The 20,411-nt window shown below is 70.5% G+C and carries 22 protein-coding genes and 2 pseudogenes; 18 read left to right on the top strand and 6 right to left on the bottom strand.

Annotated elements, in window-relative coordinates; translation table 11 throughout:
• Positions 1 to 223: 223 nt before the first annotated feature.
• The 16 genes and pseudogenes from HYQ63_RS41910 (at position 224) to HYQ63_RS41840 (ending at position 13,014) form a co-directional block, all read left to right on the top strand.
• Positions 224 to 727, top strand: coding sequence for a hypothetical protein (locus tag HYQ63_RS41910; RefSeq protein WP_179939268.1), 504 nt, complete (start codon positions 224 to 226; stop codon positions 725 to 727).
• Positions 728 to 1,034: 307 nt separating this feature from the next.
• Positions 1,035 to 1,481: a hypothetical protein gene (locus HYQ63_RS45400; protein ID WP_257232502.1), complete on the top strand. Its 447-nt coding sequence runs from the start codon at positions 1,035 to 1,037 to the stop codon at positions 1,479 to 1,481.
• 175 nt (positions 1,482 to 1,656) lie between these two features.
• Positions 1,657 to 2,022 (top strand): annotated as a pseudogene (locus tag HYQ63_RS41900) (SWF or SNF family helicase); the annotation flags it as partial.
• Positions 2,023 to 2,233: 211 nt separating this feature from the next.
• On the top strand, positions 2,234 to 3,058 hold the full coding sequence (locus HYQ63_RS41895; protein ID WP_179939267.1) for a hypothetical protein: 825 nt from the start codon (positions 2,234 to 2,236) through the stop codon (positions 3,056 to 3,058).
• Between the two features lie 26 nt (positions 3,059 to 3,084).
• Complete coding sequence (locus tag HYQ63_RS41890) at positions 3,085 to 3,471, top strand: hypothetical protein (protein ID WP_179939266.1); 387 nt, start codon at positions 3,085 to 3,087, stop codon at positions 3,469 to 3,471.
• Positions 3,472 to 3,485: 14 nt separating this feature from the next.
• Positions 3,486 to 3,659, top strand: a complete 174-nt coding sequence (locus tag HYQ63_RS41885; protein ID WP_179939265.1) for a CsbD family protein — start codon at positions 3,486 to 3,488, stop codon at positions 3,657 to 3,659.
• A gap of 278 nt (positions 3,660 to 3,937) precedes the next feature.
• Positions 3,938 to 4,138: pseudogene (locus HYQ63_RS46225) on the top strand (hypothetical protein); the annotation flags it as partial.
• A 333-nt stretch (positions 4,139 to 4,471) separates the two neighbouring features.
• A complete protein-coding gene (locus HYQ63_RS41880; protein ID WP_179939264.1) occupies positions 4,472 to 4,822 on the top strand; it encodes a hypothetical protein in 351 nt (116 codons plus the stop codon).
• 64 nt (positions 4,823 to 4,886) lie between these two features.
• Positions 4,887 to 5,624 carry a hypothetical protein gene (locus HYQ63_RS41875; protein WP_179939263.1) on the top strand — a complete coding sequence of 246 codons (738 nt, stop codon included), beginning with the start codon at positions 4,887 to 4,889 and terminating at the stop codon, positions 5,622 to 5,624.
• A gap of 283 nt (positions 5,625 to 5,907) precedes the next feature.
• Complete coding sequence (locus HYQ63_RS41870; RefSeq protein ID WP_179939262.1) at positions 5,908 to 7,374, top strand: alanine racemase; 1,467 nt, start codon at positions 5,908 to 5,910, stop codon at positions 7,372 to 7,374.
• The gene (locus HYQ63_RS41865) at positions 7,371 to 8,699 is read left to right on the top strand and encodes a pyridoxal-phosphate dependent enzyme (RefSeq protein WP_179939261.1); all 1,329 of its coding nucleotides are present in this window, start codon (positions 7,371 to 7,373) and stop codon (positions 8,697 to 8,699) included. Before HYQ63_RS41870 ends, HYQ63_RS41865 begins: the two co-directional genes overlap by 4 nt.
• 1 nt (position 8,700) lies before the next feature.
• Entirely contained in the window at positions 8,701 to 9,900 is a 1,200-nt protein-coding gene (locus tag HYQ63_RS41860; RefSeq protein WP_179939260.1) for an aminotransferase class V-fold PLP-dependent enzyme, read from the top strand.
• A 102-nt stretch (positions 9,901 to 10,002) separates the two neighbouring features.
• The gene (locus tag HYQ63_RS41855) at positions 10,003 to 10,776 is read left to right on the top strand and encodes a trans-aconitate 2-methyltransferase (protein WP_179939259.1); all 774 of its coding nucleotides are present in this window, start codon (positions 10,003 to 10,005) and stop codon (positions 10,774 to 10,776) included.
• A 118-nt stretch (positions 10,777 to 10,894) separates the two neighbouring features.
• On the top strand, positions 10,895 to 11,194 hold the full coding sequence (locus HYQ63_RS41850) for a hypothetical protein (RefSeq protein WP_179939258.1): 300 nt from the start codon (positions 10,895 to 10,897) through the stop codon (positions 11,192 to 11,194).
• 394 nt (positions 11,195 to 11,588) lie between these two features.
• Positions 11,589 to 12,572, top strand: a complete 984-nt coding sequence (locus HYQ63_RS41845; protein ID WP_179939257.1) for an AAA family ATPase — start codon at positions 11,589 to 11,591, stop codon at positions 12,570 to 12,572.
• A gap of 49 nt (positions 12,573 to 12,621) precedes the next feature.
• On the top strand, positions 12,622 to 13,014 hold the full coding sequence (locus tag HYQ63_RS41840; RefSeq protein WP_179939256.1) for an SCO5389 family protein: 393 nt from the start codon (positions 12,622 to 12,624) through the stop codon (positions 13,012 to 13,014).
• A 74-nt stretch (positions 13,015 to 13,088) separates the two neighbouring features.
• Here HYQ63_RS41840 and HYQ63_RS41835 read toward each other — a convergent pair whose 3' ends face one another.
• The 6 genes from HYQ63_RS41835 to rpmG all read right to left on the bottom strand — a co-directional run bounded on the left by HYQ63_RS41835 (position 13,089) and on the right by rpmG (position 17,036).
• Positions 13,089 to 13,862 carry a TIGR03943 family protein gene (locus HYQ63_RS41835; RefSeq protein WP_179939255.1) on the bottom strand — a complete coding sequence of 258 codons (774 nt, stop codon included), beginning with the start codon at positions 13,860 to 13,862 and terminating at the stop codon, positions 13,089 to 13,091.
• A complete protein-coding gene (locus HYQ63_RS41830) occupies positions 13,859 to 14,839 on the bottom strand; it encodes a permease (protein ID WP_257232709.1) in 981 nt (326 codons plus the stop codon). The genes HYQ63_RS41835 and HYQ63_RS41830 overlap by 4 nt, the downstream gene beginning before the upstream one ends.
• A gap of 330 nt (positions 14,840 to 15,169) precedes the next feature.
• Entirely contained in the window at positions 15,170 to 15,412 is a 243-nt protein-coding gene (gene rpsR, locus HYQ63_RS41825; RefSeq protein WP_179939253.1) for a 30S ribosomal protein S18, read from the bottom strand.
• Positions 15,413 to 15,445: 33 nt separating this feature from the next.
• On the bottom strand, positions 15,446 to 16,612 hold the full coding sequence (locus HYQ63_RS41820) for a GTP-binding protein (protein ID WP_179939252.1): 1,167 nt from the start codon (positions 16,610 to 16,612) through the stop codon (positions 15,446 to 15,448).
• Positions 16,609 to 16,866, bottom strand: a complete 258-nt coding sequence (locus HYQ63_RS41815) for a type B 50S ribosomal protein L31 (RefSeq protein WP_179939251.1) — start codon at positions 16,864 to 16,866, stop codon at positions 16,609 to 16,611. Before HYQ63_RS41815 ends, HYQ63_RS41820 begins: the two co-directional genes overlap by 4 nt.
• Positions 16,867 to 16,871: 5 nt before the next feature.
• Complete coding sequence (gene rpmG, locus HYQ63_RS41810; protein WP_009716346.1) at positions 16,872 to 17,036, bottom strand: 50S ribosomal protein L33; 165 nt, start codon at positions 17,034 to 17,036, stop codon at positions 16,872 to 16,874.
• 147 nt (positions 17,037 to 17,183) lie between these two features.
• Between rpmG and HYQ63_RS41805 the strand changes: the two genes are divergently transcribed.
• Together HYQ63_RS41805 and HYQ63_RS41800 are read left to right on the top strand one after the other, a co-directional pair.
• The gene (locus HYQ63_RS41805; protein ID WP_179939250.1) at positions 17,184 to 18,674 is read left to right on the top strand and encodes an ABC transporter substrate-binding protein; all 1,491 of its coding nucleotides are present in this window, start codon (positions 17,184 to 17,186) and stop codon (positions 18,672 to 18,674) included.
• A complete protein-coding gene (locus tag HYQ63_RS41800) occupies positions 18,671 to 20,407 on the top strand; it encodes an ABC transporter permease subunit (protein ID WP_179939249.1) in 1,737 nt (578 codons plus the stop codon). Before HYQ63_RS41805 ends, HYQ63_RS41800 begins: the two co-directional genes overlap by 4 nt.
• Positions 20,408 to 20,411 lie beyond the last annotated feature (4 nt).

Raw genomic sequence — 20,411 nt, 5'->3', positions numbered from 1 at the left:
GGGTCGCGAGCGCCAACCGACCGCTTCTCGGCCTTGGCCACAGCGCCTTGGCGCGGCACGGGCGTCGATGACCAAGTGGGCCACAGCAGGAACGGACATCATGCAACCGTGGTTCGATAATTTCATCCGTATGAGTGAACCGGGTGTCGGTGGAAGTTTTACCTCCCCGTACTCCGCGCAGACGTCCTCGGAGTAGGTGAACGACGAGAGTTAGGGAGTAGTTATGGGTTTGTATGAGGGTGAGCCGAACCTGATTGTGAACCGCCTCAATGGGAGCCGTCTCACGGTACAAGGAGGCAGGTGTTTCGACGGAGCACTCATATGCAGCGTTCGCTACGCGACTTATGACAACTACCCGCAGCGGTGGACGACGCGGAAAATCGGAGAGGAAGATGAGTGGACGGTTGGTCACGTTGAGATAACTCAAGGTGGCAAAACCTTCCGTCTGGACGTGGGCAGCGATGAGCCGAAAATCTCTCCCGCCAGCCAGCCCCTCCTCAAAGAGCCCGACGACTCGGATCGACAGAAGTGGTGCTTTCGCTCCGACTGGTCAGGAGGAGGCACCCATTTGGTGAATATCGCCCCGTATTTGAACCGTGCGGCCGGGCTGGGACTCAGGGATGACTTCGGACTGGAGTGGACTGAGGCCGCACTGGTCAGGAACTTTTCGACCACTGAACAACTGTGGTATTTCACGGCCACTTACAGGGATTCCATTCCCAACTGACCTCTACTGGTAGGCGACATCCGGAACCCCCGGCTCACGGGACCGCGGTGACGCCTCGGCGTCTCCGTACGCCCCCGGCGAGCCGGGGGCGTACGGAGACGAGCAGAACGACCGTGGAACGCGGCGGCCTGGCACACGGGCCTCGCCGCCGTGTACCACCGACAGCTGGCGCGGCGAACCCGGCACCCCGTCTACCTCGACATTTGCCGATGGGCCGGAACCACCAGCTGCCGACCCTCGCCCCGACCCGCAGAACCTGAGCGGCAACGACATCGGGGACGGCTGGAGCGAGCAAGCACGCTTCCGGATGATCGCCTCGCTGATACCTGGGGCCCGCGCAGTACTGCGCCGGATCATCGACCTGCGCGGCACCTCCTCGTTCGACGAAGTGCAGCAGCATTTCGCCGACCATCCGACAACGCCGATCGCGAAGGCGAAGATCGGTGGGACCCTGACCAGCGTCCAGGCGGTACAGCGCCGCATCGACCCGGCCGGCTCCTCCCGCCTGCTCCACCGTGACGAACGGGCGCGGCTCCGCCACATCGACCCGGCGCTGGTAGAGGGGCTCAGGCGAGCCTTCGCGATCGCCGATGCTCGCTACACCTGCCGGGGTCGCTCCACGTCAAGTGCATGGTCAGCGGAACCAGGCCAGCACCGGGATACGGATCTCTCTCAGTGTGACCGGCCGCATCCCGTTCAGCAGATCATCAAGCGAGACACCCGGCTCCTCGGTTATCCAGAAGCGATCAAGTAACCGCAGGAAGCGGTCGTGGTGCTGGGCCAGCTCCGACAAGGCGAGGGCGCGCGCTAGCTCACGGCGGGATCTGCGCTTCCCGGGGGCACTGGGGATGCGACCGCTCGGGTCGGGCCCCCATCGAACGCTGCCTCGCCGGCTGGCTCGGCCCGGACCAGGTCGCGGTGAGTATCCGCGGCTGACCGCCGCCGGTCCCCCGGCGGAGGTCGCCGCCCGGCTCGCGGCGGGCTGCGGGCGCGACCGCATAGACCTGGCCCGCGCCGTACGGGCCTGGGAGCACGGCGGGGCCACCGCCCTCACGGTGCTGGAGGCCCTGGCCCGCGCCCGCGCACAGCTCGCCACCACCTGGGAGGAAGGCGAGCGGGCGCCCCGGCTACGCGCCACGGGCAACCGCTGGACGGCGGTGGGCACCGACGCCCAGGTGCGCTACGGACGCGACGGGCGCTGGTGGCCGTACCGCAAAGACCGGGGCCAGTGGTGGCCGGGCCGACCGGCGGGCCACGACCCGGCGGCGGTGCTGGCGGTGCTCGCCTCCTGCTGACCGGGGCGCCGCCCGGGCGCCGTGGTGGTGGCCCCACCCGGTCGGGGGGACACACCAGAATCAACAGTTATGTGAGGTACACCCCGATTGCGGGTAAAAGACCCTCGTGACCACCAAACCGTGGCGCCCGGTCACACTCGCGTCGGCCGTACTCGTCCCTCTGGCGGGGGCACTCCTCACGGCCGGGGGTACCGCTCACGCTGAAACCAGCGTGAGCAAGATCGCCCACACGCTGCGGCGCAGCCTCGGCCGGCACCACGGTGACCTCCCGGCGGTCCTGGACGGGTTCGTGGCCGATGTGGCGGCGCGGACCGGCGGCGGGGGCGACCACGGAGTCGAGGGCGACCGTGGCTCCAGCGGCCCGTCAGTGGGTGGCGCGGTGGTGTTCCTGGCCGTCCCGGCCGCGCTCGGCGGAGGCGGCCTGTACCTGACGCGGCGCGGCCACAAGCACCGCCGGAAGCGGGAGCGGGCTGGCTTTGAGCAGGTACGCGGCGCGGTCGAAGAGGACATCAGCGCCTACGGCGAGAAGCGCAGCCAGACGGGCTCCGACCCGTCCGACCCGGCGTCCGCGCCGGACCTGGTGGACTACTGCGGTCGCGCCCTGGACGCGTACGAGACGGCCAAAGCGAGATCCGCCGCGGCCCGGCGTCCGGGAGAGGGCGGCAGCCGGTGGACGATCCAGGCATGCGCCGCGGACGCCATGCGCATCGACGACGGACGAGAACCGGACGCCCGCGCCGTCTCCGTCGGCGGCGAACGGCGCCGCTATTGGGACGCCGGTCCGACCCACGGCCCTTGGGCGGGTGGGTACTTCGGCGAGTACGGGTCGATGCTGCTGCCCGGGTTGCTGCTCGAAACATTCCTGGGCGAGTCCATGACCCCCGGCTACTACGACGCCGTTCACTACGGAGGCGGCTACGCAACGGGGGCGACTTCGGAGGCGGCTTCGGTGACGGAGGCCATGCGGGCCTTGCGAGGTCGAACCGCGGACGACGGCGAGACGGGCGTGGACCGCAACCTTTCATTTGACACATAGGTTCTCAAGGCAAGGAGGAGAGCGACATGCTGCTCATAGGGCTCATCATCCTGGCCGCGGCGGCTGTCATCGGCGTGGTAGGCGTGCTGGGCAACCTCGGCGGTGGGCACGCGCTCACCGAAGGCTTCTCTGTGTTCGGTTTCAACGGCGCCGGCTACACCGGAACGGTGTTCCTCTCCGGGATCGTGATCGGGGCCGCCGCCCTGCTCGGGCTGAGCCTGATGATGGCCGCCGTGCGCCGCAGGCACGCCGCGCGCCAAGGGCTCACTCGGCCCCGCCGGGAGGCCGCGCCGGTCGCCCGGGATCGCGATGAGGTGGCTGGCAGACGCGAGCCCGCGGACGACGAGTCCGCCCGCGGCACCCGGCGCCGTGGCCGACCGCATCTGTTCGGGCACCGTACCGCCCATCGATAGGAAGGCAGTGACTCATGAATGTCGGGAAGAAGATGGCCCACACGGCCGAAGCGGTCCGAGGCAGCGCCAAAAAGGCGCTCGGCCGGGTCACCGGTAGCCGCCGCATGCAGGCGGAAGGACGCGGCGGCAAGATGAAGGGCAACGCCAAGCAGTCCGGTTCGAAGATCAAGGACGCCTTCCGGCACTGATCCGCGGTAGACGATCACAGGACGCGGCTGGGGGTGGCAACCTCTCGGGGGCCGTGGCGACGTTGAGGCGTCAACTCGTCAGGTACGTCTCCACCGGAATAAGAGTCACCCCCATGTCGAGAACGCCACGGCGCTCCCGGTCGCGCCGCATCGGCCCGCTCATCCGCGGAGCATCCGCGCCGGCCACCGGCGCCGCGCTGGTCGCAGCACCGGCCACGGGATGGTTCGGCGACGGCGGCCGGGCCCGCGCGGTCAGGCGCTGGTGCCGTACGTGCATAGTGTGGCACTGGGCACCGCACATCGATCCTGGCCAGCATGCCATCGCCTTCCACCTTTGCGGCTGGTACCCGTGGGCGCAAGGTCCCGGAACGCGGACACGGCTCCTGCCCTACGGGCTGCTTCCGTTGGCCTGCCTGATCGCCCTGCTGCGCGGCAAGCCGTGGATCGCCCTGCCGGCCGCAGCAGCGATGATCTACTCCGTTCGATGGAGGCGCCGCGCCCGCGCCCGCGCCCGCACTCGCACTCGCAGCAAGACACGCGTTTGTTGGATAGGCAGCCCCATCACCAAGGCGGCATGACGAGGCAACCGGTGAACCTTCCCGGCCAGATCGCTAGGCCAATTGGGTGGTTTCCTGCGCCCGGTGTGGTGAATCGTCGCCGACGGTAGCTGTACTGGTCCTACCGACTGTGGGGTGCCCATCTCCCTGTCGGGGCCAGGACGTAGATCGTTTTTACGTTCTCTGCTCCGTTCCCTTGGGCACCCCGACAGCGAGTGGCAGCCCCGCGCCACCCTGACTCGAAGGGGCTGCGCCATGCCAGTCGCCATCACTCCCCCCTCGCCTGTGGCCTGTAGCACGTTCACGGTCCAGGTCACCTCCACCCCGGCCGGGGTCAGCGCCGGAGACACCGCCACCTTCACCTACGACGGCCAGACCCAGTCCGCGACCGTCGCCGCTGACGGGACCACCCCTCCGGTCACCTTCACGGCCGTGGGGTCCGGCGCCCAGACCATCACCGTGGTGTACACGAGCGGCGCCACCATCACCGGCGCCGAGGTCGTTCCGGTCACGGTCACCCCCGCACCCCCCTGGGACGATCTCGACCACCCTGACCACCACGGGCACGACCACGCAGGCCAGCACAACCCTCACCTGCGGCGGTGACAGCGCCTCACTCAACGGCACGATCCAGTACACCCTGTCCGGCGGAGGAACGGTATCGACGCCCGTGACCAACGGCGTCGTGACCCCGGTCGATCTCGGGGTGCTGCTGACCTCGGGTCAGTCGGTGACGGCCACCTTCGTACCGGCTGCCGGGACCTGCCCCGCGTGCGCCTTCGTCCCGGTCACCACGAGCCTGTGCACGGTGGTGCTTCTGCCTCCGGCCGGTGCGGTCACCGCGGGTCAGCCCACCACTCTCCAGGCCCTGGTGCTGTGCAACGGCGCGCCCGTCAGCGGCGCTACGGTCACCTTCACCACTCCGAGTGGCACGCTCGGCACCGCCACCACCAACGCCTCCGGCCTGGCCTCGGCCACGGTCACCTTCCCCACCGCCGGAGCCACCACAGCCACCGCCACCGTCACCGCCACCCCCGCAGGCACCGCCTGCAACTGCACCGGAACAGCATCCGTTCCGCTCCCCATCGTGGTGCTGCCCGGGACGACACCTCCGGGGGCGCTCCAGGCCCTCCCCGCCTGCTGGCGGATCAACCTGTCCAACCCGACCCTCTTCCCGACCACCCTGAAGGCCACGGTGACGCCTGCGACCGCAGGCATCCCTGTGCAGTTCCTCGTGGGCGGCGTGCCCGTGGGGACGGCGACGACCGACGCGACCGGCACCGCCACCCTCACGGTGAACCTCACTCCACTGCAGATCATCAACACCACCTACCAGGCGACTGCCGTCGTCGGCGGCACCACGGTCACCTCGACGGCCACCCTGCGGATGTGCAACCCGCCGGTGTGAGCGTCGCCCGCCGGTGAACGCGCACGTCCAAAGGGCTGTCCCCCGTAGTACGCGTACGGGGGACAGCCCGACGTTCGGGCGCCCAGCGGACGCCATCGGCCACCCCGGGCCGGCGCCCCGCAGCGCTGCACCAGGCCCCACGCGCTGCCCAACCGGCCACACCCCGCTCCGCTACGGATCCGCGTAACGCCGACCCGGCGTAAATATCTTGAAGGGTGGACATGCTCCCGGAGGGGTTTGTGGAGTTGCCGCGAAGGCTGAGGGGGGAGGAGGCGACCTCCGCATGGGCGGCGCCTTGTACCTGGAGCCGCAGTTGGGGCCGCGACTGGGATCGCTGCTGGAGTCGTCCGGCCTCGTGCACAGCCTTACCGATGCGCTGGGTTCACCGCTGGGCGTGGTGCTTCCCGACCAGATCACCGAGAACGTGGACCGGTTCCGGGCGGTGTTACGCAAGCACCATCTGGCGGGCCAGACCTTCTTCGCGCACAAGGCGAACCGTTCCAGTGCCCTGCTGCGGCGCCTGGCCGCTACCGGCGCGGGGGTGGACGTCGCCTCGCTCGGCGAGCTACAGCACGCCCTGAGTTGCGGGGCCGCCCCGGCCCTGATCATGGCGACCGGGCCGAAGGAGCCGGAGTTCCTGTGGCTGGCCGCCCGGACCGGAGTCACCGTGAGCCTCGACTCGCCAGCCGAGCTCGACCAGCTCGCGGCGCTGGTGCGCACGCAGGGGCTGCCGCGAGTCCGGGTGCTGCTGCGGCTGTCGGGTTTCGAGTCGTCCGGCGTCAAGGTACTGACCCGACGCAGCCGTTTCGGTTCGCCCGTACGAGAGTTGGACGCCGCGCTGAAGACGGTAGAGCGGTACGGCGACGCGGTGGAGCTGACAGGCGTCGCCTACCATCTCGACACCACGTCCCTGGCCGAAAAGGCGGTCGCCCTCGAAGGCTGCCTGATGGCTCTGGAGGAGTGCCGCGCCCGGGGCCTGGCCCCGCGGGCCGTGGACATCGGCGGCGGATTCGGCGTCAACTACCTCGCCAACCGCACTCAGTGGGAGCAGTACACGACCGAGCTCGCGAACGCCGTCCTGGGCTGCCGCCCGCCCCTGACGTGGGGCGGGCACGGCTACGGGCTGCGCGAGGAGGGCGGTACGCTGCGCGGCACGCTGGGACTGTACCCGGCGTACCGTCCGGTGGCCGGGGAGCGGTATCTGGATGATCTGCTGTCCCGTCCGGCCATGGCCTTCGGTGGCCGGAAGCTGGCCACGCTGCTCCTGGAGCACCTCTACGACCTCTATGCCGAGCCCGGCCGCGCGCTGCTCGACCAGTGCGGGCTCACCCTGGCGAAGGTCATCGAGACCCGGGACGTCGGCGCCGGTCCGCTGTGGGTGCGGCTCGCGGCCACGGCGGGTGACATCGGGCTGGAGGAGCACGGCGTCCTCATGGATCCCGTCCTCCTTCGGCGCGGACCTGGCACAGCCGACAGCTCGGGCCCCGTGGCGGTCCATCTCTTCGGAAGCCTGTGCCTGGAGTCCGACCTGATCACGCGGAGGATCGTGTTCCTGCCGCACCGCCCCGCACCCGGCGATCTGATGGCGTTCGTGAACACCGCGGCGTATTGCATGGACTTCCACGCCACACACGCGCAACGGCAGCCCGTCGCCCGCAAGGTCGCCGCCTGGCAGGACGGTGACGGCGAGTGGCGCTGGTGCCTGGACGAGCAGTACTGGCCGATCACACCTCCTGGGGGATCGCAGTGAGGTACGACAGCATCACAGAGGCCATCGGGAACACCCCGCTGGTCCGCATCGACCCGGCTGTGCACGGGCTGCGCCACATCGACCTGTACGCCAAGCTGGAGCTGCTCAACCCGTTCGGCTCGGTCAAGGACCGGGCCGCGTGGAACATGGCACGGCCGCATCTGGCCGCCGCCGTCGAGGCCGGCAGCCAGGTGGTGGAGCTCTCCAGCGGCAACACGGCCAAGGCACTGGCCGTCATCGCAGGGCTGCACGGGCTGTCCTTCAAGAGCGTCACCAACCGGATGCGAATACCGGAGATCAAGGACCTGCTGCTCCTGCTGGGCGCGGAGATCGAGGAGCTGCCGGGGCAGAGCGAATGCCTGGATCCGACCGCGACGGACGATCCGCTCACCCTCTTCCACCGCACGCTCGCCGATTCCGGCGGCGTCCATCTCCACACCGACCAGTACTTCAACGCCCGCAACACCGAGGCCCACATCACCGGCACCGGCCCGGAGATCGTCAAAGATCTGGACGGCAACGCCCCGGACTGGTTCGTCGCCTGCGTGGGCACCGCGGGCTCTTCCACCGGCGTCGCCCATGTGCTGCGCGAGCATGACCCACGGGTGAAGGTCGTCGGGCTCGTCGCGGCCAAGTCCGACTTCATCCCTGGCATCCGCACTCTGGACGAGGTGCATGAGGTCGGCCTGTTCGACCCCGGCACCTACGACACCATCGAGTCCGTCGGCGCGGACGAGGCCATTGACGGGATGCTCGTCCTCAACCGCCGCTGCGGCATCATGGCGGGGCCCACCGGCGGCGCGGCGTACATGGGTGCCGTGCGCCACTTGCGTGCGTACGACGACGAGCCGACCGAGGAGAACGGCCGCAGGACCGCCGTGTTCATCGTCTGCGACCGGGTGGAGAGCTATCTGAGCTACGTCCGGCAGCGACGCCCTGAGCTGCTGGGCCGGCCGCGCCGAACGCACTCCCTCGCCGATCTGTCCGACGCCGAGGTGCGCGCCGCCCCGGCCATCTCGGTCCCGGATGCCCGGGCATGGCTCGACCGGGAGGGGCCGCTGGTGGTCGATCTGCGCAGCCCGTACGCGTACGCCGCGCTGCACATCGACGGCTCGGTGAACATCGTCGATGAGTTGTTCGAGGAGCTGGTGCACGGCGGGCTGCCCTTCAGCCGCAGTCGGCCGGTGCTGCTGGCGTGTCCGGTGGGTGAGCAGTCCGCGCGATACGCCGCGCTGCTGACCCGGATGGGCCACCCAGATGTGCGCAGCCTCGCCGGCGGCATCATCGCCTGGCGCGACGCCGACGCACCGCTCGTACGGGACTGACATGACCGCCATACCGAAGGAGCTGGCCGACTCGCAGGGGTGGCAGAGCGGTCTGCGCGCCCAGTTCCCGATTGTCACCGGCAATCCGGAGCTGGTCTATCTGGACAGCGCGGCCACCTCGCAGAAGCCGCAGGCGGTGCTCGACGCCGCCTGGACGTACCTCACCACCAGCAACGCCAACGCCGGGCGCGCCACCTACCCCTGGGCCAACCGGACCACGGCGCTGGTCGAGCGCGCCCGGGACCGGGTCAAGGAATTCCTGCACGACCCGGCTCCCGAGCGGTCGTCCACGCACTTCACCAGCGGGACCACCGAAGGGCTGAGCAGCATCGCCCGCGACTGGCTTCCGGCGTACCTCGCCGACGGGGACGAGGTCGTCGTGCCCGAAGCGGACCATCAGGCGAACATCACTCCCTGGCTGGAGGCGCAACGGCTGCTGGCCCGCCAAGGCGTGGGCGTCCGGGTCGTCCCGATGCCGTACCAGGCGGGTTCCGGCGACTACGACCACCGCGTCCTGGCCGAACTGGCCGGGCCCCGGACCCGGTTCGTCGCGGTCACTCACGTCCACCATGTCTACGGCGCGGACATGAACGTCCATCGCATCCGCCAGGCAGTGGGCCCGGAGGCGGTCATCTGTTTGGACGCCGCCCAGAGCGTGGGACATCTGCCGGTATCCGTCGCCGACCTGGACGTGGACTTCGTCGCGTTCTCCGGGCACAAGGCGCTGGCCCTGCCGGGGTCGGGGGCGGTGTGGGCGCGTCAGGCGCGTGGTCCTGCGTTCCGGCCCGGCGGCTGGAGCGGCACCCCGAACACCGTCGGCATCGCCTCGCTGATGGCCGCGCTCGACTGGCTGGACGCGGCGGGCCTCGGCAGGATCGAGCGCTGGACGGTCGCCCTGGCGGCCCGGCTCACCGATGGGCTGCGGCACCTGAATGCCTACGAGGTCCTGGGCTGTCAGACCAGCCTCGCCGCGGACTCGGCCGTACAGCGGCGCCAGGGCATCGTCGCCTTCCGGCATCGCGAGATCGCCTCCGGCGACCTGGGGTTCATCCTCTTCAGCCACGGCTTCATGGTCCGCTCGGACAGCCACTGCCAGGGCAGCGCGGGCGAGAAGACCGGCTCCGTGCGAGTGAGTCCGCATGTCCACAACACCCCCGAGGAGATCGACAGGTTGCTCGACGTGCTCCACGCCCTTCAGTGAAACGAGTGAAAACGCGAGCCAGATGTGAATGGAAACCGTTTCCACCTGTAGGTTCGGGCTGTCGGCAGACAGGTACGGAAACGGCAGAGGTGGTACGACCCGATGGGGCTGAGCAGGGCCGCGGCCGAGCGATGGGTACGACGCTGGGATCGCCAGCAGCAACGTTATGCCGTCGACCGCGACGAGCGGTTCACCGTGATCGCCGACGTCGTACAGCAGGTTACGGCGGGCCAAGCGCGTCCGCTGGTCGTCGACCTCGGCTCCGGCCCCGGTTCGCTCACCGCACGGCTGGCCGGGCGGCTGCCGGAGGCGGAAATCGTCGCGGTGGACATGGACCCGCTGCTGCTGGAGCTCGCCCGTACCCGCCACGCCGACGCGGCCCGCTACGTTGAGACGGTCATCGGCGAGCCGGGATGGACCGACGCACTGGGCCTGGACCGCCCGCTGGATGCCGCCGTCTCCACGACGGCGCTGCACTACCTCGCCGAGGGCTCCCTGCGGCGGACATATCAGCATCTCGCGGCCCTGCTGCGCCCCGGCGGCGTCCTCGTCAATGCCGACCACTTCCCACCGGACGACACCCAGCCGACGCGGATCGCCGCCCATGTCGGACACCGGCGGTCCGAGCGGCTGCGCGCGTTCACCCATGAGGACTGGGAGTCCTGGTGGGCGGCCACCGCGAAGGATCCGGAGCTGTCCGGCCTGCTCGCCGAGCGCCGCAGAGGGCAACCGGCCGCGCCCCCCGGAGGCGGAAGCGGCGGCCACAACGGCCTACCGCTGTCCCTCCACGTCAAGCTACTGCGACAGGCAGGTTTCACACAGACCGGCCCTGTCTGGCAGTTCGGCAACAGCCACGTCCTCGTGGCCGTCCGATAGCCCACGACGCATCACGGGCCGCATCTGCCTCAGCCGAGGTATGGCGCCAGCGGCGCCCCGGACGCACCATGTGGAGGGGAACGCGCATCATGTGGAGGGGGGAGAAAGAAGGTATTTCATGACCACCAGCACCCACACTCCCCACACGGACCACGACCACCAGCATGGAAGCGGCTGCGGCCACGTCGCCGTACCCCACGCCGACCACATCGACTATGTGCACGACGGCCACCTGCACCGGACGCACGAGGACCACGTAGACGAGTGCGAGCCCACCGGGCACGACATCCACGAAGGCCACGACCACCGGCACCATGCCGACTGCGGACACGTCGCCATACCGCACGGCGACCATGTGGACTACGTCCACGACGGACACCGCCACGCCCAGCACGAGGACCACTGGGACGACCACTGATCGCTACCGCCGCGTGCCGGTCAGAGCCGTGACGGCGTCGTCACGTTGTCCCCTTCCTTCTCCGATGTCACCGTGCGGCCCCGCTGGGGCCGCACGGTGAGGCGTCACGGGGTAGACGACGCCAGTCCGGCCGACCGCCTGGGTGGCTTCGGCGGCGCAGGCCCGACCAGCCGCCGCTGCTGACCTCCGGAACACTCCCCGATCGGCCGGTGTGCGCATGCACTCGCCCCGACCAGATCGATGACCTCGGCGACGCGCTCCGGGCCGCCCGGCGCCGGGCGCGCCCCACACACATCTCCCCTCCGGTGATGGCGACTTGACATGGCGGTCGCGCACCAGGAAGCCTTCAAGCTCGCACATGACATTCATATTCACCTGGAGGTGATGCGCCGCCATGCGCACCGCGTTCGTCGGCAAGGGCGGGAGTGGTAAGACCACGCTCTCCGCCCTCTTCGCCCAGCACCTGGCCCGCTCAAGTGCCCCCGTCGTCGCCATCGACGCCGACATCAACCAGCATCTGGGGGCGGCCCTGGGACTGGACGAGGACGAGCTGCGCGAGGTCATCCCGCTCAGCACTCGCCTCGGCGAGATCAAGGAGTATCTGCGCGGCGACAACGCCCGTATCGCCTCCGCCGACGCCATGGTCAAGACCACTCCCCCGGGGCGCGGCTCCCGGCTGCTGCGGCCGGTCGAACCCAACCCGGTACACGACCGCCACGTCCGGGACATCGCGGGAGTCCGGCTGATGACCACCGGTGTGTTCGCCGAGGAGGACCTCGGTGTCGCGTGCTACCACTCCAAGCTCGGCGCCGTCGAGCTCTACCTGAATCACCTCGTGGACAGCCCCGACGAGTACGTCGTGGTCGACATGACCGCCGGCGCCGACTCCTTCGCCTCCGGGCTGTTCACCCGGTTCGACATCACCTTCCTGGTGGCCGAACCCACCCGCAAGGGTGTGTCCGTCTACCGCCAGTACAAGGACCACGCCGCCGAGTTCGGCGTGCCACTCGCCGTGGTCGGCAACAAGGTGACCAGCGAGGACGACCGGCTCTTCCTCAAAGAGCACGTCGGCGACGACCTGCTGGTCTGCTTCGGCCACTCCGACTGGGTCCGCGCCCGCGAACAGGGCCGTCACACCGGAGACCTGGAACCCGAGCACCGCCTGGCGCTGGAGGAACTGCGCACCGCCGTGGACTTCCGCACCAAGGACTGGGAGAAGTTCCAGAGGCAGGCGATCGAGTTCCATCTGCGCAACGCCCGGGCCTGGGCCGATCAGGCCACCGGACAGGACCTGAGCGCCCAGGTCGACCCCGGCTTCCAGCACGGACCGGCAGCCTTGTCCGAGCCGCTCACCGCCGTCACCACGGTATCGAACTGAACACCGCGCCCGGCCATCCGCAAGTCGACTGATTGGACACCGCACCGCCATGTCACTGAACGTCGCACCGGAGCTCCTCGCCCAGGCCGAACAGGGCGAGATCCAGGAACGGGACTTCGTCGCCACCGTCCGTGCGTCGCTGCCGTACGCCTATGACCTCATCGCCGGTCTGGCGGACGAGCTCCGCGAGGGCGACGCCGATTTCACCGACAACCAGACCCCGCCTCCATCGGAGGCCGAACGCGGGCAGCTGCTGCGAGCGCTGGCCAGCGATGCCATCCGCGGCAGCCTGGAACGTCACTTCGGCATCACTCTGGCCTTCATGAACTGCCACCGGGTGGCGGCGTTCCGGCCCGGCACCGAAGACGGACGCAGCTACGCGAAGTTCGTCTCCACGCGTTCCCAGATCCTCAACCAGTCCCCCGAATTCCGCGACTGCTGAAATTCCACCCCGAGCCCATCGACACGCGTCAGCCCCAGGCCACCAGCCTGGGGCTGACGCGTGCGGCTGCGCCTTCAGCTACGGCCCCCCGTGGCCACCACGTCGTTGTAGGGGTCCTTCGGCTCGGGAACGCGCTGGACGGCGGTGGCGTCCAGCGCCGGGGCGGCGCCGTCCGTACCGACCTCGCCGGTGGGGTGCCAGGTGCCGGTGACGGTCACCCACGCGTCGGCGGGCGGCGCCGCGGCCGCGTGTACCCGCACTTTGCGCACCGTGGCGTCGGCGGCGCAGCAGCTGATGGCCAGGCGGCTGACGTACCAGGTGCCGTGGCGGCCGGGGGTGACGAATCCGGTGAGGCGGACGGTGCGGCCCTTCAGGGTGCCGCTGGTGTCCCAGACGGCACGGGAGGTGAAGTCGTTCAGCGACATCTCGACGGCCTGACCGGCGGGCAGGGCGGGGAAGAGGCTGCTGCCGGGCGCGGAGGGCTTCGGGGCGGTGGGGGCCTTGGCGTCGTCGCGGGCGGCGGTGTACGAGCCGAGGGCGGGCGGCGCCAGGAACAGAATGGTCAGGGCCGGTACGTACAGCAGCCAGGCGACCCGCGGGCCGCCCGCATGTCCGTGACCGTGGCCATGATCGGAGTCTTGATCGTGGTGCGCACGGGGGCGGTTGAAGGGGAAGCCGTCGCGCGCGGCGCTGACCGCGCCGAGCACGATGAGCAGCACACCGGATGCGATGAGAGCAGGCTGAAGCCCTGGGCGGACGTAGCGCAGATACAGATCGCTCAGCAGGGAGATGTGCAGCAGACCGACGCCGAGGAACAGGAGCAGCAGCACCTGGATGTTGCGCTTCACAGCAGCCACCACCCCACCGCGGCGCTGCTCACCATCGCCGTGACCCAGGTGGCCGACGAGAAGCGCAGCGCGAAGGCGCGCCCGAAGGTGCCCGACTGTAGGGCGATCAGCTTCAGGTCGACCATCGGGCCGACCACCATGAAGGCGAGCCGGGCGGTGGGCGAGAAGCCGGTGAGCGAGGCGGCGACGAACGCGTCGGCCTCGGAGCAGACCGCGAGGAGCACCGCGAGCAGCCCCAGCAGGGCCACCGACAGCCACGGGGAGTCGGAGAAGAGCCGCAGTACGGAGTGCGGCACCGCGACGTTGAAAGTGGCCGCGGCCGCCGCGCCGACCACGAGGAAGCCCCCGGCGTGCAGGAAGTCATGCTGGAGGGAGACCCGGAACTCCTCCGCACGGCCGGCGCCGGGGGTGTGCCCGGTGGGCCCCTTCGGCAGGCGCAGCCACTCCTCGCGGCCCACCCGCAGCCACAGCCAGCCCATGGCAACGGAGGTGAGCAGCGAGGCGACGAGGCGGGCGGCGACCATCTCGGGGTTGCCGGGGAAGGCCACATAGGTCGCGATCAGCACGATCGGGTTGATCGCCGGGGCCGACAGCAGAAACGCCAGTGCCGCCGCCGGGGTCACCCCGCGCCGCATCAGGCTGCCCGCCACCGGCACCGAGGCGCACTCGCAGCCCGGCAGCACTGCCCCGGCCGCGCCCGCCACCGGCACCGCGAGCGCCGGGTTGCGCGGAAGCACCCGGGTGAAGACCCGCGCCGGGACGAACGCGCTGATGCCGGCCGACACCAGGGTGCCCAGCAGCAGAAACGGCACGCCCTGGATGACGATCGCGGTGAAAACCGTCCGCCACGCCGCCACCGCACGGTGGTCGAGCGCGGCGGTGATATCCGGCCCCCATACAAGGGCGGCACCGCCGAGCACCACCACCGGAGCGCCCGCGATCAGCGCGTGCGAGGCGACGCGGACCGCCGTGCCCATCCCATCGGCTCGGTCGGCTCCATCGTGGCGCGGCGGCGACGCCCGGTCGCCGTCGCCGCGTTCGCGAAGCGTCGGCGCTATGTCGACATCGCTGTCCTTCACGTCTCCCCCACAAGGTCCTACGCCACGGCGGCGTGCGGAGCTCACCTTAGCGGCGACGATCGGCGCCGCCCGCGACCGGCCGTGCACCCTGGTCGTCCCCCGGGGGCTGCTGCTGCGGCAACCCTCGCAAGCCCCCCTGCGCGCGGCAGTCGTCGCCCGACTCCTCGACCAGGCCGTCCACCACATCGAACACCGCGATACGCGCTGACCCCCGGCCGGGCGCGGCGGCTATCGGGAGCCGTACGGAAGCAGGGCCATCTCGCGGGCGTTCTTGATGGCACGGGCGATCTGCCGTTGCTGCTGTCGCGTCACATGGGTCACCCGGCGGCTGCGGATCTTGCCGCGGTCGGAGATGAACTTCCGCAGCAGATCGGTGTTCTTGTAGTCGACATAGGTGATGCCGGCGGCGTCGAGCGGATTGACGCGTGGGCGCTTGGCGCCCCGCCGGTCGGAGGTGGCGCGGCGGGCCATGGGCGAGTCCTTTCGGTGCGGGGTGATACGCGGTCAGGCGACCGGGGCGAGCAGTTCATCGAACGCGCGCGGCAGCTCTTTCCAGCCGTCCGGGCCCGCCGCGTACTCGGCGTCGGTGAGGAGGCACGAGTCGAGCAGGGCGAGGAGACCGTCGCGGTCGAGTTCGGGTGAGGTGAAGGTGAGGTGCTGGCAGCAGTCGCCGTGTTCCGGGTGCCAGTCCAGCGAGGCGGCGACACGACGCTCGGCCGGCACCATCTCCCAGGCGGCGTCGGGCAGCGCGGCCAGCCACGGCCCGGCCGACTCCACGCACAGCGCACCGCCCGCGGCGTCCCAGGACAGCAGGACATCGGGCCGGTCGGCCAGCCAGAAACGGCCTCGGCTGCGGGCGGCGGCACAGCTCAGATCTTCCAGCGCATCGTAGAGCCGCCCGGGGTGGAAGGGGCGTTCGCGGCGCCAGACGAGGGTGGACACGCCGTGCTCGTCGCTCTCCTGGGGCAGCAGCGCGCAGGCGGGGTGCTGACGGGCGGCCGCCGCCTCCACATCGAATCCGGCCAACAGGCCGGGCCCCAGGGCATCTTCACCGAGACGTACCTGCCGTGCGCCTGGGGTGAGCTGGGCGAGCAGGGCGTGGTCCCCGTCGTCGGGGAGCTCGTCGACCGATGTGCCCTCGACGACGGCGATCACGGTCGGGTATTCGAGTTGCCGGGCGAAGGTGTCGGCGATGGTGCGCTGGTCCGTCGGGGCGGCGGCAAGGCCGACATCCACCAGGTCGTCGCCGTTCGCCAGGTACGGCAACACCAGCGCCGGGTCGACCGCGGTGGCCACCCCGGTCAGCGCCAGGGGCGCGCCCTCGGCGGCGATGACGGCGGCCATCGCCTGGGGCTCGACCGAGTCCCACAGCTCGACCACGGCCAGCCGGTGGCCGCCGCCCGCGGCCAGCCGCAGCAGCTCCGGGACCATGTCCTCACGGAGTGCGCAGCACGCGCAGTCGTTCACCAGGGGCGCGTCGCCGCTGTCGAGCAGGCCGGTGGCGTCCCGTACGGTGCGGTGCACGGCACGGTCGGTCGCGGCCGACAGGTCGTGGTGCAGTGCGACGGCGCCGGGCACCGTGCGCAGGATCTCCTCGACGGCGGCCCGGCGGGCATCGGCGTGCAGTCCGCCCACGATCGCGACGGGCAGCCGTGTCTCGTCCCCGTTCACCGGCCCCTCCGTCCGCGTCCGTAGCGCTGCTCGAAGCGCTCCACGCGGCCCGCGGTGTCCATGATCCGCTGGGTGCCGGTGTAGAAGGGGTGGCTCGCCGAAGAGGTCTCGACGTCGATGACCGGGTAGGTGTTGCCGTCCTCCCACTCGACGGTGTTGTCGCTGGTGGCCGTGGAGCGGGTGAGGAAGGCGAAGTCGGCGGAGCGGTCGCGGAAGACGACCGACCGGTAGGCGGGGTGGATGCCGGGCTTCATGGCGGTCAGCGCTCCTCTCGGAAGTCGACGTGGCGGCCCACGACCGGGTCGTACTTGCGCAGGACCATCCGGTCGGGGTCGTTCCGCCGGTTCTTGCGGGTCACGTAGGTGTAGCCGGTACCCGCGGTGGACCTCAGCTTGATGATCGGGCGTAGCTCATTGCGTGCCATGAGCCACAGCATACATAAACTTGGTTTTCATTTTCATCAAGCTGCTGGCTACCTACGCCCTCTCTTCAGAGGCAGATGGCAATGATTATCGTGTGCTAGGTTCAAGGACAGGTAAATTCTCAGCTCGCCGCCCTCGGGAAGACTCCTGTGAACCTGCCCAAGACCCTGCCCATTGCCGCGATATCCGTGGCTTCCTCGCTTCTGCTCACCGGGTGTTTCTCCTCCAGCGCACCATCCACCTCCGAGGGCAAGCGCATCCGCGTCGCGATGATGCAGCCGCCGCGGTCCGCCCTGTCCCCGCTCAGCGACGACGCCTTCAAGCTGTCGCGCTGGAGCACCGCCGAGACCCTGGTCACCCTCGACAAGGACGGCGACGCGCGGCCGGCCCTCGCCACGAAGTGGCGGCGGACCGGCGACAAGACGTGGACGTTCACCATCCGCCAGGGCGTGGAATTCCACGACGGGTCAGCGCTCACCTCCCAGGCCGTCGTACGGTCCCTGAACGCCGCCACCCAGGCCGCACCCAAGCCGCGCATCCTGGACGGGGTCGACATGAAGGTGAAGGCGAGCGGCGGCAGCACCGTCACCGTCACCACCGCCGACGCGGACCCGCTCGTCCCACAGCGACTGTCCTCCCCACAACTGTCGATCCTCGCCGCCAAGGCGTACCGGGGGAAGACCGTCAGCCCGGTCGGCGCCGGCACCGGCGCCTTCGTCCTGAAGAAGGTGAACGGCACCACCTCGGCCACCCTCGACCGCAACGCTGACTACTGGGGTGGCAAGGCCAAGGCCGCAGGCATCGACGTCACCTTCGTGCCCGACGGAGCCGCGCGCGCCGCCGCCCTGCGTAGCGGCGATGCCGACATCGTCGAGGCCGTACCCGTCTCCCAGGCGGCGCTGCTGGACGAGGGCCAGATCAGCGAGGTCCCCATGCCCCGGACCAACACCCTCTATCTCAACACCGAGCACGGCCCCTTCGCCGACCCGGCGCTGCGTGCCGCCGCGCGTCGGGCCATTGACGCCAAGGCGCTGGTCAAGGGCGTCTACGAGGGCCGCGCCGATGTCGCGCGGGGGCTGCTGGGTCCGGCGCTGCCCTGGGCGGCCAAGGGGCGGGACGGCCGTACGAAGACGGCCAAGGCCGGTGACCCGGGTGGCCGGTCCATCACCATCGGAACCTTCACCGATCGCGCCGAGCTGCCCGAGGTCGCCACCGTGCTCCAGCAGCAGCTGCGGGACGCGGGCTTCAAGGTGAAGCTGGAGGTGCGCGAGTACGCCAACATCGAATCCGACGCGCTCAAGGGGAAGTTCGACGCCTTCATCCTCTCCCGGGCGACCGTGCTGGACTCCGGTGACCCGGCCGCATACCTGCACAGCGATTTCGCCGGCGACGGCTCCTTCAACATCTCCCAGCTCAACGATAAAAGCGTCGACACCACCGTACGAAAGGCCGAGGCCACCGCGGCCGGCGATGCCCGGCGGGCGGCGATCCTGAAGGCCGAGACCGCGATTCTCAACACCGACGCCGCGATCCCCATGCTGCACGAACGGGTCATCCAGGGAGACGCGACCGACGTCGTGGGCTCCGCCAAGGACCCGCGCGAGCGTGAACTCGTCACCAACGAGACGTACGTCAAGTGAGCGCCGCCCTACGGGCCGGCCTGACCCGGGCGGGTGCCCTGGCCGCCGTCACCGCCTCGGTCGGACTGCTGCCGTGGCTCTCCGGCCGGGACCCGGCCCTCACCGTGCTGCGCGCCCGATCCGCCGAACAGGAGCCGACGCGCGAGGCGCTGGCGGCCGTACGGCGGGATCTCGGACTGGACGCCGGGCCCCTGGCGCTGCTCGGCGACTGGACGGCCGGGCTGGTGCGCGGGGACCTCGGGACGTCCTGGGTCTCCGGAGCCGACGTCCTGCCGTCGGTACTCGCTTGCCTCGGCGTCTCCCTCTCGCTGATGGGCGCGTCGCTGATGGTGGCACTGCTGGTCGCCGCCGCCGTGTGTGCTCCGGCGCTGGTGCGGGGCGCGCGGGGCACGGTGCGCGGGGGCGGTGGCGCGGTGGCCGCGATGTTGGCCGCCGTGCCCGAATTCCTGCTGGCGACGGTGTTGTTGATCGTGCTCGGGGTGTGGTGTGGCTGGCTGCCGACCTCCGGGTGGCAGGGCCCCGTGAACATGGTGCTGCCCGCCCTCGCCATGGGTATCCCGGCGGGAGGCATCGTCGGCAGGCTCGTCGACGACGCGCTGCCCGCCGCCTTCGGTGAGCGGTGGGCAGGACTGTGGCGGGCCTCGGGGGTTGCAGGAGGCCGGATCGCCTGCGCGGCACTGCGGCGGGCCATGCCCGCGCTGGTGCCGCAGCTCGGCCTGGTGGCGGTCGGCCTCACGGGGGGCGCCGTCGCCGTCGAGACCGTCTTCGCCGTGCCGGGCCTCGGGCGCACTGCGCTCGGCGCCGCCAAGTCCCAGGACCTGCCGCTGTTGCAGGGCACCGTGCTCGCCCTGCTCGCGCTCGGGCTGGCTTCCGGCGCAGTGGCACATCTCGTACGCGGCCGACTGCTCGGGCCGGGACTGAAGGACGCGGCGCTGGCCCTGCCCGCGCCCGTCGTCGCCGAGCCGACACGGCTGCGCAGGGCGATACCGGTGCTGCTGGCAGCGCTCCTGACGGCCGCCATCGGCTGGGGGCTGCTCGGCGACCCGTACCGGCTGGACACCGCCGGCCGCCTGGCCGCGCCGTCCTTCGCCCATCCACTCGGCACCGACGCCCTCGGCCGCGACGTGCTGTCCCGGCTGGGGCACGGAGCTGCCGCGACCGTCGGGGTGGCCGTCGCCGTGTGCGTGGTCTCGTATCTGTTCGCGCTGGCCTTCGGTTTCCTGCCGAACGTCTCAACCGGCGCCGCCGACATCGCCAACGCCCTGCCCCCGGTCGTCGTCGGCATCCTCGTCGCCGCCGTCCTCGGCCCCGGCACGGCGGGAGCATCGCTTGCCGTCGCCCTCGTCTCCTGGCCCCCGCTGGCCGCGCATGCGGCGGCGCTGGTGGTGGAGACGCGCGCAGCGGCCTATCTGACGGCGCAACGGGCCATCGGCGCACGGCCGTTGTGGATTCTCACCCGGCACATACTTCCCGCAGTCGCCGGTCCTGTCGCCCGCCACGCGGTACTGCGGCTCCCCGGAATCGCGCTGGCCCTGGCCTCGCTCGGCTTCCTGGGGTTCGGCGCCCAACCCCCCGCTCCCGAATGGGGCCTCATGCTCGACGAATCACGGCTGTACGTCGAGCGAGCCCCATGGGCCGCCCTCGCGCCCGCACTCGCCCTCGCCCTGCTGGCCGGGCTGGCGGTCTCCCTGTCGACCGCGGGCCTGCGCCCGCGCCGCAACACCGGCCCGTGAGGTT

Origin of the sequence: Streptomyces sp. Rer75, from assembly GCF_013414305.1 — a bacterium.
Classification (GTDB): Bacteria; Actinomycetota; Actinomycetes; order Streptomycetales; family Streptomycetaceae; genus Streptomyces; species Streptomyces himastatinicus.
This window is presented reverse-complemented; position numbering and strand designations above follow the sequence as displayed.

Bases quoted from the DNA above. Each gene is read 5' to 3' on its own strand.
- HYQ63_RS41815 (WP_179939251.1), bottom strand. From the start codon at position 16,866: ATGAAGCCCGGCATCCACCCCGCCTACCGGTCGGTCGTCTTCCGCGAC.
- HYQ63_RS41830 (WP_257232709.1), bottom strand. From the start codon at position 14,839: ATGGGCACGGCGGTCCGCGTCGCCTCGCACGCGCTGATCGCGGGCGCT.
- rpmG (WP_009716346.1), bottom strand. From the start codon at position 17,036: ATGGCACGCAATGAGCTACGCCCGATCATCAAGCTGAGGTCCACCGCG.
- HYQ63_RS41840 (WP_179939256.1), top strand. From the start codon at position 12,622: ATGTCACTGAACGTCGCACCGGAGCTCCTCGCCCAGGCCGAACAGGGC.
- HYQ63_RS41910 (WP_179939268.1), top strand. From the start codon at position 224: ATGGGTTTGTATGAGGGTGAGCCGAACCTGATTGTGAACCGCCTCAAT.
- HYQ63_RS41860 (WP_179939260.1), top strand. From the start codon at position 8,701: ATGACCGCCATACCGAAGGAGCTGGCCGACTCGCAGGGGTGGCAGAGC.
- HYQ63_RS41880 (WP_179939264.1), top strand. From the start codon at position 4,472: ATGCCAGTCGCCATCACTCCCCCCTCGCCTGTGGCCTGTAGCACGTTC.
- HYQ63_RS41885 (WP_179939265.1), top strand. From the start codon at position 3,486: ATGAATGTCGGGAAGAAGATGGCCCACACGGCCGAAGCGGTCCGAGGC.
- HYQ63_RS45400 (WP_257232502.1), top strand. From the start codon at position 1,035: ATGATCGCCTCGCTGATACCTGGGGCCCGCGCAGTACTGCGCCGGATC.
- HYQ63_RS41870 (WP_179939262.1), top strand. From the start codon at position 5,908: ATGGGCGGCGCCTTGTACCTGGAGCCGCAGTTGGGGCCGCGACTGGGA.
- HYQ63_RS41890 (WP_179939266.1), top strand. From the start codon at position 3,085: ATGCTGCTCATAGGGCTCATCATCCTGGCCGCGGCGGCTGTCATCGGC.
- HYQ63_RS41850 (WP_179939258.1), top strand. From the start codon at position 10,895: ATGACCACCAGCACCCACACTCCCCACACGGACCACGACCACCAGCAT.
- rpsR (WP_179939253.1), bottom strand. From the start codon at position 15,412: ATGGCCCGCCGCGCCACCTCCGACCGGCGGGGCGCCAAGCGCCCACGC.
- HYQ63_RS41845 (WP_179939257.1), top strand. From the start codon at position 11,589: ATGCGCACCGCGTTCGTCGGCAAGGGCGGGAGTGGTAAGACCACGCTC.
- HYQ63_RS41855 (WP_179939259.1), top strand. From the start codon at position 10,003: ATGGGGCTGAGCAGGGCCGCGGCCGAGCGATGGGTACGACGCTGGGAT.